Here is an 11,871-nt window from a genome sequence, read left to right as displayed (position 1 = left end):
CAGCCGCGTCGCGCGGTCCGGACGGATTATCGCATCGGCGTCGGGACGGCGTAGCGTGCGTAGCTGACGCTTGCGACCGGGTGGAACGCGTCGAACATCGCCGTGGAATCGCATCGAGCCGATTCCACGGCGCTCATCCCGGCCGCCCGCGCGAATTCCGCCATCGTCCATCCATGGCCGAGCAATAGCCGCCGCGTATGCAGCGCACCGTGCACGTCGTCGGCGACGGTCTCGCCGAGATAGCGCAGCGCGCGGCCTTCGACATCGACGAAGCCGTGCCGGTAATCCTGCGCGAGCGCCGTCCACAGCTGCGCGGCGCCGACCGACTGGCGCGCGCCGCTGATCAGGCAGAGCCCCGCGTCGAGCCCCCAGCGGTACAGCGTCGTCGCGAGGCCCTTGCGTTGCGCGGAGCCGCGCAGCCGCGTATGCGGGGCGCGCAGGTAGCGGTCGGCGCGGCGCGGGATTTCGGGCAGGCGGTTGAACACCGTGTAGCCGGCGAGCTGGCGCGCGGCCGGATCCTCGACGTACAGGAAATATTCGCCGTCCGCTTCGCGATGGCGGACGATCAGGCCCGAGCCGCCGAGCGCGACGGCAGGCAGGCCGTGCAGGCGATGGCCCGGCTGGTGGAGGCGCTTATAAAGTGTGTCGAGTTCGTCGTCGATGTCGTGCTGGGAATGCTGTACGTCGATACGCATGGCAAAGGTCGCCCGTCCCGGGCGGTTCGAGAAAGAGGTTCATCGCAAAAAGGGAACAGGAATGGGTGCGGCCCCCGGGCTCGGCGAAGCGAGCCGGGGCCGCGAATCAGCTGGGGATGTGCTGGAAACCGGCGGCGATCGCGGCGAGGCCCGCGATGCAGAGAGCGAACAGGATCAGGACTTTGTGGATCACGCCTCTTTCCTCATGAATGCGCGGCGCCGGCGGGCGGCATCGCGGAGACGGTGAGCGGCGGGCACGGCCCGCACGGCCGTCGTGCGGGACGACGGTCGGGTGTCAACGCGACGGATCGTGCGCGGACGGCCAGCACCATACGCGAGGTGCCGGGGGGCGGCAATCAGACAGGCGGAGAAAAGCGACGAAAAGCGGGGAATCGCGGTGTTTCGCGACAATTGGCCGCAAGGGGCCGTGCGTCGATGTGTTCGGCGATGCGGGCAAACACAAGCCGTCAGGCGGTGGAAGGTGGGCGTGGCGCGTTCGTCGTCAGCGCGAGGTCGCTACCCGTGCGACGACCGGAGCGGCGTGCACCGCTGCCCCGGTACCGGTCGCAGCCGGAGACGTCACGCAGCCTGCCGCCCCCCGAACGCTTGCCGGATCCGCGCGAACAGCCCGTGCTGCGCGACCCATTCGGCATAGGCGCGATAGTCGGGATCGCGCATCAGGTGGCGTTCTTCCGTCTTCGCACGCGTGTAGTAGATCAGGTTGACCGCGACGAGCCCGGCGCAGTGCATGAGCCCGATCTGCCAGCCGAGCGGCTCGACGAACGGCACCGACACCATCCAGTACGACAGGTTCTTCGTGATGTACGCCGGATGCTTCGTGAAGCGGTACGGACCCGACGTGATGATCCCGCGATTGGTCAGGTTCGAGAACCGCAGCCCGAACGAGATCGTGCACAGCGCGTAGGTCAGCAGCAGCAGGATGATCACCGCGCCCCAGATCACGCGCAGCGTCGGCGCCGACAGCAGCCAGTTGTCCCAGAATATCGAGCCTTCGTAGCGGATGTAGTTGTTCGAGATCAGCGACCAGAACGGCTGGTAGCAGATCAGCGCGGCCACCCAGCCGAGCGTCGTCGGCTCGACGGTGCGCACGTGGCTGTCGAGGATGCGGAACGTGCACAGATAGCCGACGGTGCCGAACATCAGGTCCATCGTGAACGACAGGTCGTACATGAACACGAAGGCCGCGATCGTCATCGGCGCGTGCATCGCGTTCGCGAGCGACGCGCTCAGGTGATCGGCGTCCTTCGACAGGTAGACAGTCATCAGCGGCAGGAAGAACGCCTTCACGCCCCAGCCGGCCAGCATCTCGCGCACCGGCTTCCAGCTCGCGGGCTGCTCGCGGCGGAACAGGAAGCGGCCCCACAGCAGGTATGCGTCGTCGGTCTCGCGCTGGTGACGGTCCATCCACGCGAAGTAGAACGGCGCGGCGACGATCACGTACGGTGCGAGCGAGCGCAGCAGCGACCAGAACGGCAGGTAGAACGCGCCGTGATATTCGGGCAGCAGCCAGTAGATGACGCCGATGCCCGCGTAGACGGACGTCAGCGCACCCAGCCGCGTCGCGACGCGCGCGATGGCCAGCGGCCGGACGGCTTGCCGCGACAGCCCCGCGCTCGGGCGCAGGTAGACGCGCGAGATGAAGATTTCGTGCAGCGCGATCGTGCCGATGATCGCGAGGCTGGCGATGACTGCGCGCGTGGCCGCGTCGAGCGTCGGATGGTCGCGCGTGATCCACAGCGCGAAGAGTCCGGCCGTGATGCCGAGCAGGCCGGCGCGGAAGGGCGTGGCGGAACGGGGTGGGCGGTCCTGGGCAGCGACGATGCCGTCGAGCGTGGAATTCATGATCGGATCCTCGTAGGGATGAGGGCCGGCGTCCTCGCTTGGCGGGTGACGCCGGCCGTCGGCCGGGCTTGGTATGGATGCGCGCCCGGCCATTGGCCTGTCGTTCTGATACGTGATGCGTTAAGGCTTACTTCTTGGTGCCGCCGCCCAGCAGACCGCCGAGCAGGTTGGTCACCGGCGACAGCAGGTTGCCGGCACCGCCCGCGGCGCCACCGTTCGAACTGCCGGTCAGGCCGGCGGCCACGGTGCCGCTGCCGGACGGTGTCGTCACCGTGCCGGTTGCGGCGCCGGGGCTGACCGTGCCGGCGGCGCCGGCCGAGCCGGCCGGCGTCGTCAGCGCGCCCGTGAGCGAGCCGACCGGGCCGCTCGTCAGCAGGCCGCCGAGCGTGCCGGTCACGTTGCCGCCCGGCGTCGTGACGGTGCCGGTGAGGCTGGCACCGAGCGGCGTCAGCGAGTTGACGAGGTTGGTGACCGGCGACAGCAGGCCGCCGATACCCGCGCCACCGGTGCCGCTGGTGCCGCCGGTACCGCTCGTCCCGCCCGTGCCGCTCGAACCGATACCGCCGAGCGCACCCGTCAGCGAGCCGAGCAGGCCGGTGACGGGGCCGAGCGGGCCGCCGCTCGTGCCGCTGGTGCCGCCCGAACCGCTCGAGCTGCCGCCGCCGAGCCCGCCCGTCAGCGTGCCGAGCAGGCCCGTGATCGGGGCGAGCGGGTTGCTGCCGCCCGTGCCGCTGCTGGAGCTGCCCGCATTGTTGTCGTGGACGAGGCCGCCGGTCGACGTCACCGTGTTGCCGAGTTGTGCCACCACACCGCCGAGGCCCGCGCCGAGCGGGTTGTCGGTGGCGCCGCCGACCTTCGTGCCGGCGAGCGCGAGGCCATTGCCGAGCGCGCTGAGCAGGCCGTTGAGCGGCGTGCCGAGCAGCGTCACGCTGCCGAGTGTCTGCGTGGCGCCGGGCGTCGTGACTCCGCCGGTCAGCGTGTTCGTGATCGGATTGATCACCTTGCCTACCTGCGTCTCGAGCTGCTGGACCGGCGAGCTGTTCAGTGCCGTGTTGAGGCCCGACGCCGTCGAGTTGACGGCGCCGCCGACGGTGTTGACCAGATCGCCGACGAGCGTCGTGACCGGGGACAGCGGCGACAGCGGGCCCGAGCCGAGGCTCTTCACCGCGTTGCCGAGGTTGTTGACCGCGCCGCCGGCGCCGGTCAGCAGGCCGGTGGTCGACGTCAGCGTCGGCCCGAGCGGGTTCGCCGACACGCCGATCGAGCCGAGGCCGGCCGCGACGCCGTTGCCGAGCGACTGCACGCCGTTACCGAGGCTCGTGACTGCGTTGCCGATGCTCGTTGCCGTCGTCGGGTTCGTGCCGGGGATCTGCACGCCGCCGATCTGTGAGCCACCGTTCGCGACCGTCGTGCCGACTGCCGTCACGAGGTTTCCGGATTTCTGGAGGACATTGCCGAGCGGGGTGACGCCGGTGCCCGAGGTGCCGGACGTGCCGGACGTGCCCGAGGTGCCGGAAGTGCCCGACGTGCCCGACGTGCCCGAGGTGCCGGAAGTGCCCGACGTGCCGGAGGTGCCGGAGGTGCCGGAAGTACCCGAGGTGCCGGAAGTACCCGAGGTACCGGAAGTACCCGAGGTACCGGAAGTGCCCGACGTACCGGAGGTGCCCGAGGTGCCGGAGGTGCCGGACGTACCGGAAGTACCCGAGGTACCGGAAGTGCCCGACGTACCGGAGGTGCCCGAGGTGCCGGAGGTGCCGGACGTACCGGAAGTACCCGAGGTACCGGAAGTACCCGAGGTACCGGAAGTACCCGAGGTACCGGAAGTGCCCGAGGTACCGGAAGTACCCGACGTGCCGGAAGTGCCCGACGTGCCGGAAGTACCCGACGTGCCGGAAGTGCCAGACGTACCGGAAGTGCCCGAGGTGCCGGACGTGCCGGAAGTACCCGACGTACCGGAAGTGCCCGACGTACCGGAAGTGCCCGACGTACCGGAAGTGCCCGACGTACCGGAAGTGCCCGACGTACCTGAAGTGCCCGACGTACCTGAAGTACCCGACGTACCGGAGGTGCCCGACGTGCCGGAAGTACCCGACGTGCCGGAAGTACCCGACGTACCGGAGGTGCCCGACGTACCTGAAGTACCCGAGGTACCGGAGGTGCCCGACGTACCGGAAGTACCCGACGTACCGGAGGTGCCCGACGTACCGGAGGTGCCCGACGTACCGGAGGTGCCCGACGTACCGGAAGTACCCGAGGTACCGGAAGTACCCGAGGTACCGGAAGTACCCGACGTGCCGGAAGTGCCCGACGTACCCGAACTACCGCCACCCGACGTCCCCGACGTCCCGCCGCCCGACGTTCCGGAAGTCCCCGAACTGCCGCCTGTCCCGGACGTGCTCGGCTTGATCGTCGGTGGGGTCGTCGGTCCATCGACCGAGCCGCAGCCGTACAGTGCGAGCAGTGACGAGACGGCCATCGTTACCGTCGTCTTCTTGAAGAGATTGTGCATGTTGGCCTCGACATTGGAAGTGTGTCCAGACCTTCTCTGCAAATTCCGCGCCACGGCAGGTTTCCCGAAACGGTGTCGTGATTTGTTGCAGGAATCGGGAATATCGGCGCGATTTAAACGGAGTAACAACGGTTTCACGCGACGGGCACGTACGGTGCGACGGCGCGGCCGTCGCGATGTTCCCGTAAGCCGCCGTAACGCGCGGCCGGATGTTACGTAGCGTTTGACATCGCGTGAGGCGAGCGGCGGCCAACCGAGAGCCGCATCTTTGACGAAACGCGCCGGCCCCGTGAACATGGCGCGACATCCCCCGGCCGCCGGCGGCGCCGAAGCGGCCACGACACCAACCAGGACACCGACATGAGCGAACAGGACAGGGAGTACGGCAAGGCGCGGCGGATCGACGTGATGGGCGAGGCGTTCGTCGAGCGCGCGATGCGCGATCTCGACGGATTTTCGCGACCGTTGCAGAACTGGCTGAACGAACATGCATGGGGCAGCACGTGGCAACGGGGCGGGATCGACCTGAAGACGCGCAGCCTGTGCACGTGCGCGATGCTGGCGGCGCTCGGTCGCAGCTCGGAGCTGAAGGGGCACATTCGCGGCGCGCTCAACAACGGCGCGAGCCTCGTCGAAATCCGCGAGGTCTTGCTGCACAGCGCGCTGTACGCGGGGGCCCCGGCCGCCGTCGAGGCATTCCGCAGCGCGCGCGAGGTGATATCGGATCTCGGGCTGTCGGTACCCGACGACGAAGCCTGATTCCGCCGCGGTGCCGGCGGCACGGCACGGAATCAGGCCCGGTTTCGCTGTTGCGGCTTACGCGATGCGTGCCGTCGGCGCGGCTACCTCGGCCGGCGCGGCCGCGACTTCGAGCAGCCAGTCGGCCGTCGCATCGGGAATCGTGACCGGCAGCATGTGCCCGCCCTCGACCACTTTCAGCCGCACGCGCGCCGACTTCTGCGCGAGCGCTTCGCCATGCTCGCGCCAGTTCAGGATCGGGTCGGCGCGGCCGTACAGCACGTCGACCGGCAGTGCGAGATCCGCATAGCGGCGCTCCATCGCGGGCAGGTCGACGGGCGCCGACAGCAGGTCCGTCGCGGTTGCATAGAACACGTGCGGGCGCATCCCGAGCAGGCCGCCGCCCTTGACCGGGAAGTCGCGCGGCACGTCTTCCGGCGCGAACACCTGGCGTACGGCCTTGCGCCCGGTCAGGATCGTCAGCGGAATCGCGAAAGTCCACGACACGAAGCGGCGCACGAGCGGCGACGGCAGCATCAGCGGCTTGAAGGGCTCGGGCGGTTCGGGTTGCTGATGCGACAGCGGCGCGATCAGCGCGAGCCGGCTTACGCGGTCCGTGTGGTTGAGCCCGACCGCGAGCGCGATCGCGCCGCCGAGCGAATGGCCGACCAGCACGGGCTTGTCGAGCCGCAGCGCGTCGATGAACGCGGCGACCGTGCGGGCCTGCGCGTAGACGTTTGCCTGCGAGCCTGCGCCGCGCAGCGAGCGGCCGGCGCCCGGGCGGTCGATGATGATCACGCGGTGCTGCTGCGCGAGCCGGGCGAGCGGCAGGTACGCGAAGTTGCGCAGTTGCCCCGCGAGCCCGTGGACGAACACGATCGGCGGGCCGCTGCCGTATTCGACGTAGTGGATGCGGTCGCCGCCGATGTCGACGAAGCGGCCTTCGGGCGGAAACGCGCGCGTCACGCGGCGGGCCACGTACCCGGAAAACAGTGCGAGCGCGACGAGCACCGCGACGACGGCGAGCAGCACGTTCTGGATCAGGTGGAGCGTAGTTGTCATGTCGACCTCAGCGGGTTTCGAGAACAGGTTCGGCAACCGGCGCCGTGGCGGCCGGCCCGGTTTTCGCGCGGCGTTCGAAATGCATCGCCGAATCGGCGAGCGCGCTGAATTTCAGCGAGGCCAGATCGCGCACGTAGTTCTGGTGGAATTTCCATGGCTTGTGGTGCCCCTGCTTCGGCAGGATGCCGGCCGCGCGCTGGATGTAGCCCGAGCTCAGGTTGACGGCCGGCACGTCGCCGAGATCGCCGGCGCCGAGCCGCGGCACGCACGTGTCGTAGTCGTTCGCACGCATGTGGTTGAGCAGCCGGCAGACGTAGCGCGCGATCAGCTCGGCCTTCAGCGTCCACGATGCATTCGTGTAGCCGAACGATGACGCGAGGTTCGGCACGTCGCTGTACATCATGCCCTTGTACGACACGGTTTCCGGCAGGTCGACCACGCGGCCGTCGACCGTGACGCGCGCGCCGCCGAGCATCTTCACCTTCAGCCCGGTCGCGGTGACGATCACGTCCGCGTCGAGCTGCTGGCCGCTCTTCAGCTTGAGGCCGGTCGGCGTGAAGCGTTCGATCTCGTCGGTGACGATCGACGCGCGGCCCGCACGGATCGACTTGAACAGGTCGCCGTTCGGCACGAGGCATACGCGCTGGTCCCACGGCATGTAGCGCGGCGTCAGGTGCTTCGCGACGTCGAAGTCGGGGCCGAGCTGCTTGCTGGCCGCGCGGATGATGAACTTCTTCGTCTGGTCGGGCTTGCGGCGCGACACGTTGTACAGGTAGATCGTCAGCAGCACGTTCTTCACGCGCACGATCCGGTGCGCGAGCCGCGACGGCAGCACGCGGCGCAGCGCGTTCGCGATCTTGTCGCGCGCGGGCAGCGACACGATGTAGGTCGGCGAGCGCTGCAGCATCGTCACGTGCTGCGCATCGGCCGCCATCGACGGCACGAGCGTGACGGCCGTCGCGCCGCTGCCGATCACGACGACGCGCCGGTTCGCGTACGACAGGTCCTTCGGCCAGTGCTGCGGATGCACGAGCTTGCCTTCGAACGTGTCCATGCCCGCCCAGTCGGGCAGGTAGCCGCCATCGTAGTCGTAGTAGCCGCTGCACATGAACAGGAAGCGGCAGGTGTAGACGAGCGAGTCGGTCGTGCCGTCCTGCGTGCGCTCGATGCGTACCGTCCAGCGCGCGCGGTTCGAATCCCAGTCCGCCGCGACGACCTTCTGGCCGTAGCGGATCGTCTTGTCGATGCCGTAGGTGCGTGCGGTGTCGCGGATGTAGTCGAGGATCGTCTGGCCGTCGGAGATCGCCTTGTCGCTGTGCCACGGGCGGAAGCTGTAGCCGAGCGTGAACATGTCGGAATCCGAACGGACGCCCGGATAGCGGAACAGGTCCCAGGTGCCGCCGCTCGCGTCGCGCGCTTCGACGATCGCCACGCTCGCATGCGGGCAGCGCTGCTTCAGGTGATAGGCGGCGCCGATGCCGGACAGGCCGGCGCCGACGATCAGCACGTCGAGGTCGTTGCCGTTGCTGCGGGCGCCGGGGGCGGGCGGCGCATCGCGCCGATCGGTCGTCGTCGAGGTCATGCGGGATCCTTGGTCGGCGTGGTCGGGAGCGCGGCCGGAGCGTGCGCGCGTTCGAGGTTGCGGGCGCGGGCGCGGCGCACGTGGCGCAGCATCAGCCACTGGTAACCGGCGCCGAGCAGGCGCGCGATCCGGTCGAGCCGGCGCGCGTCGGCGCCGACGAGCACGCGGCGCGCATTGCGCTCGACGCCGGCGAGGATCTGCCGCGCGGCGGCGGCGGCCGTCGTGGCGTTGATCAGGCGGTTCGCCTGGCGGCGATGGGTCGCTTCGTCCTGGCCCGTCAGTGCATGGATGCTGGTATCGACGCGGCCCGCGTCGACGATGTTCGTCGCGACGCCGCCCGGATGCACGCAGGTCGCGCTCACCGGCGCGCCGTCGAGTTCGAGTTCCATCCGCAGCGCCTCGGTGAAGCCGCGCACCGCGAACTTGGTCGCGTTGTACGCGCTTTGCGTCGGCATCGCGACGAGGCCGAACAGGCTCGACGTGTTGACGACATGACCGTCGCCCGACGCACGCAGGTGCGGCAGGAACGCCTGCGTGCCGTGCACGACGCCCCAGAAGTTGATGCCGACGATCCATTCGAGATCGGCGAGGCGCGCGGTTTCGGCGCTGGCGGCCAGCGACACGCCCGCATTGTTGAAGACCAGGTTGACCTTGCCATGCTCGGCGCGGACGAAATCGGCCCAAGCGAACACCGCATCGCGGTCGGCGACGTCGAGCCGCCGTGTGCTCACGCGCACGCCGTGCTGCGCGCAGGCGGCCGCCGTGCCGGCGAGCCCGGCTTCGCTGACATCCGCGAGCGCGACCTCGCAGCCGCGCCGCGCGAGCTCGACCGCGAGGCTGCGGCCCATGCCCGAACCGGCGCCCGTGATCGCGGCGACCTTGCCGGAAAACCCCTTCATCCGTCGTCCCTCCTGTTCCGCTTGCGCTGCACCGGCGGCGCGTCTATTGTGGTGTTGCTTGTCACCACTTTAGTTTTCGGGTGTCCTGATGTCAAATAGCGGAATGGAGAAAGCACTCGAAACGGAAAAAAGGGGCCGGTCGTATGGCGGCGTGGCGCCCGAGGTACGGGCCGCCGAGCGGCGCGACGCGTTGATCCGCGCGGCGACGCGCGTGTTCGGCACGGTCGGGTTCCGCAAGGCGACCGTGCGGTCGATCTGCCAGGAAGCGAAGCTGAACGATCGCTATTTCTATGCGGCGTTCGACAGCACCGAGGATCTGCTGCGCTGCACCTACCTGCATCACGCGCAGCAACTGCATGAGGCGGTCGCGCGGGCGGTGGCCGAGCGCGGCGGCGATCTGCGCGAGAGCGTCGACGTGGGGCTCGCCGCGTTCTTCGCGTTCCTGCGCGATCCGTGCGCGGCGCGCGTGCTGCTGCTCGAGGTGATGGGCGTCAGCGCGGATACCGACATGACGTACCAGCGCATGCTGATCGACTTCGGCAAGCTGATCATGGCGATCGGTGCGCCGCACGAAGCCGCGACGCCCGCGGAGCGCATCGAGCAGCGGCTGGTCGGGCTCGCGCTCGTCGGCGCGATGACGAACGTCGGCGCCGCATGGCTGCTCACCGACTATCGCGATCCGGAGGCGCTGATGATCGCGAGTTGCCGGCGGGTGTTGCTGGGGACGTTGCAGGCGGCAGGGTAGGGAGCGACCGTGCGTCTTGGCTTCGAATGAGACTAAATTCGGACTATAATCAGTCTCATTGTGGTTTGGCGAAGGGGGCGCTCCATGAAATTCTCTACTCAGGTCAAGCCGATCAGCTATCTGAAGAGCCACGCGGCCGAGATCGTCAAGGACATCTCGGAGAGTCGCGAACCGATGCTGATTACTCAGAATGGCGAGGCGAAGCTCGTTGTCATGGATGTCAAGTCGTATGAAGAGCATGAAGAGACGCTTGCGCTTCTCCGGCTGCTTGCGTTGGGCAACCGCGAAATCGAGCAGGGTCACTTTCGCCCCGTCGAGGATGTCTTTGCCGACCTCGACAAGGACGACGATCAATGACGTTACGGGTTGTCGTTCTTCGTTCGGCGGAAGACGATCTGAAGCGGTTGAAGCGTTATGTCGTGTCGAATTTCGGTTCGGAAAACTGGCGAGCCAGCTATCGCCAGATCAAGGACGCCATTGCATCGATCCGTGCTTTTCCGAGTCAGGGCAGAATTCCCGATGAACTGGCAAATATTAACCTCGGTCAGTATCGCGAAGTCGTTGCCGGAATGAACCGCGTCATTTATGACGTGCGCGGCGACACGATCCACATATACGCCGTTTGCGATACGCGCAGGGATCTGAAATCGTTGCTCATGAGGCGACTCACGATCGCGCATTGAACGCGGATTGCCACGCTGTTTCGCTTTTGCGATGCTGTTTTTCGTTACCTCGGGCGTGAGTGTTTTGTCATCGGCGTCGCCGGCGTCTCCCCGATCCGCCCCTTCATCGCCTCGATGAACGCCCGCACCTTCGGCGAAGGCAGCCGCGTCGACGGATACACCGCGTGGATCCCGGCGGGCGCCGTGCGCCACCCCGGCAGCAGCCGCACGAGGCGGCCAGTCGCGACGTCGTCCGCGGTCGAAAAATCCGTCAGCAGCCCGAAGCCGCCGCCCGCGAGCACGATCGCGCGGCACGCGGTCGCGGTATTCGACACGACCGGCGCGACGCAGCGCACCGCCGCATGGCCGCCGTCTACGTTGCCGAGCTCGAGCGTATGCGGGCGCGGCAGCGTCGACAGCATCACGAACGGCAGCGCGGCGAGCGCATCCGGGTCGCGCGGCAGCCCGTAGCGCGCGACGAACGCGGGGCTCGCGACCAGCCATTTCTCGTACGTACCGAGCTGTACCGCGCGATAGTTCGAATCGGCGAGGCGGCCGATGCGGATCGCGACGTCGAGGTTGTCCGCGACGAGATCGACGACGCGGTCGTTCGCGACGAGTTCGACGTCGAGCGCCGGATGCCGGTCGCGCAACGCGACGACAGCCGGCGCGACGACCAGCGCGCCGTAGTCGATCGGCACGCTCACACGCAGCGTGCCGCGCAGCGGGCCGGCGTCGGACGACACCGCGTCGAGCGCGGTTTCGGTCGCGCGCACGATGTCGCGGCACGCGTCGTAGAACACGCGTCCCGCATCGGTCACGCTCAGCCGCCGCGTCGTGCGCACCAGCAGGTTCGCGCCGACCTCGGATTCGAGGCGCTGCATGTGCGTGCTGACGACCGTCTTCGCGAGGCCGAGCCGCTCGGCCGCCGCCGTCAGCGAGCCGGCATCGACTACGGCAACGAAGATCGCCAGCCGGTTCAGGTTCACGTCGCGCAGGTCGGCCATCGTCGATTGTCCTGTCAAAGAGGATAATGTTTCCTCGATTATCCGTCTTCTGGCGATGAACGGCGAGCGCTACGCTGGAGCCGTTCGTCGCCGACTCCCGGCGGCGCAA

Annotated in this window: 12 protein-coding genes; 5 read left to right on the top strand and 7 right to left on the bottom strand. The window is 68.2% G+C overall.

Features of this window, described 5'->3' with window-relative positions; genetic code table 11:
- Window positions 1-26: 26 nt before the first annotated feature.
- Window positions 27-695: a histone acetyltransferase gene (locus AC5LXK_RS28415; protein WP_493391966.1), complete on the bottom strand. Its 669-nt coding sequence runs from the start codon at window positions 693-695 to the stop codon at window positions 27-29.
- On the opposite strand from AC5LXK_RS28415, the gene AC5LXK_RS28410 reads away from it, so the two are divergent.
- Window positions 694-942, top strand: coding sequence for a hypothetical protein (locus AC5LXK_RS28410; protein WP_493391965.1), 249 nt, complete (start codon window positions 694-696; stop codon window positions 940-942). The two genes, AC5LXK_RS28415 and AC5LXK_RS28410, sit on opposite strands and share 2 nt — an antisense overlap.
- Window positions 943-1,274: 332 nt before the next feature.
- Here AC5LXK_RS28410 and AC5LXK_RS28405 read toward each other — a convergent pair whose 3' ends face one another.
- Together AC5LXK_RS28405 and AC5LXK_RS28400 are read right to left on the bottom strand one after the other, a co-directional pair.
- Window positions 1,275-2,558, bottom strand: coding sequence for an isoprenylcysteine carboxylmethyltransferase family protein (locus tag AC5LXK_RS28405; RefSeq protein WP_493391964.1), 1,284 nt, complete (start codon window positions 2,556-2,558; stop codon window positions 1,275-1,277).
- A gap of 127 nt (window positions 2,559-2,685) precedes the next feature.
- Window positions 2,686-5,067, bottom strand: coding sequence for a collagen-like triple helix repeat-containing protein (locus AC5LXK_RS28400; protein ID WP_493391963.1), 2,382 nt, complete (start codon window positions 5,065-5,067; stop codon window positions 2,686-2,688).
- A gap of 360 nt (window positions 5,068-5,427) precedes the next feature.
- Between AC5LXK_RS28400 and AC5LXK_RS28395 the strand changes: the two genes are divergently transcribed.
- Window positions 5,428-5,826, top strand: coding sequence for a carboxymuconolactone decarboxylase family protein (locus AC5LXK_RS28395; protein ID WP_493391962.1), 399 nt, complete (start codon window positions 5,428-5,430; stop codon window positions 5,824-5,826).
- A gap of 57 nt (window positions 5,827-5,883) precedes the next feature.
- On the opposite strand, the gene AC5LXK_RS28390 is transcribed toward AC5LXK_RS28395, so the two are convergent.
- Genes AC5LXK_RS28390 through AC5LXK_RS28380 form a run of 3 tightly spaced genes read right to left on the bottom strand, consistent with a single transcriptional unit; the run spans window position 5,884 to window position 9,348 of the window.
- Window positions 5,884-6,867, bottom strand: a complete 984-nt coding sequence (locus AC5LXK_RS28390) for an alpha/beta fold hydrolase (protein ID WP_493391961.1) — start codon at window positions 6,865-6,867, stop codon at window positions 5,884-5,886.
- Between the two features lie 7 nt (window positions 6,868-6,874).
- The gene (locus tag AC5LXK_RS28385) at window positions 6,875-8,449 is read right to left on the bottom strand and encodes a flavin-containing monooxygenase (RefSeq protein ID WP_493391960.1); all 1,575 of its coding nucleotides are present in this window, start codon (window positions 8,447-8,449) and stop codon (window positions 6,875-6,877) included.
- Entirely contained in the window at window positions 8,446-9,348 is a 903-nt protein-coding gene (locus AC5LXK_RS28380; RefSeq protein WP_493391959.1) for an SDR family NAD(P)-dependent oxidoreductase, read from the bottom strand. The genes AC5LXK_RS28385 and AC5LXK_RS28380 overlap by 4 nt, the downstream gene beginning before the upstream one ends.
- An 88-nt stretch (window positions 9,349-9,436) precedes the next feature.
- On the opposite strand from AC5LXK_RS28380, the gene AC5LXK_RS28375 reads away from it, so the two are divergent.
- From AC5LXK_RS28375 to AC5LXK_RS28365, 3 genes are all read left to right on the top strand, one after another.
- Window positions 9,437-10,093, top strand: coding sequence for a TetR/AcrR family transcriptional regulator (locus tag AC5LXK_RS28375; protein ID WP_493391958.1), 657 nt, complete (start codon window positions 9,437-9,439; stop codon window positions 10,091-10,093).
- Window positions 10,094-10,177: 84 nt separating this feature from the next.
- Window positions 10,178-10,450: a type II toxin-antitoxin system Phd/YefM family antitoxin gene (locus AC5LXK_RS28370; protein ID WP_089474297.1), complete on the top strand. Its 273-nt coding sequence runs from the start codon at window positions 10,178-10,180 to the stop codon at window positions 10,448-10,450.
- Window positions 10,447-10,776 (top strand): type II toxin-antitoxin system RelE/ParE family toxin, encoded by a 330-nt coding sequence (locus AC5LXK_RS28365; protein ID WP_493391957.1) that lies wholly within the window; start codon window positions 10,447-10,449, stop codon window positions 10,774-10,776. Before AC5LXK_RS28370 ends, AC5LXK_RS28365 begins: the two co-directional genes overlap by 4 nt.
- Before the next feature lie 44 nt (window positions 10,777-10,820).
- On the opposite strand, the gene AC5LXK_RS28360 is transcribed toward AC5LXK_RS28365, so the two are convergent.
- Window positions 10,821-11,762, bottom strand: coding sequence for a LysR family transcriptional regulator (locus AC5LXK_RS28360; protein WP_493391956.1), 942 nt, complete (start codon window positions 11,760-11,762; stop codon window positions 10,821-10,823).
- Window positions 11,763-11,871: the final 109 nt, after the last annotated feature.

The organism is Burkholderia pulmonis (assembly GCF_984667975.1).
The sequence above is the reverse complement of the archived record's forward strand: the minus strand, read 5'-3'. Positions and strand labels throughout refer to the sequence as shown.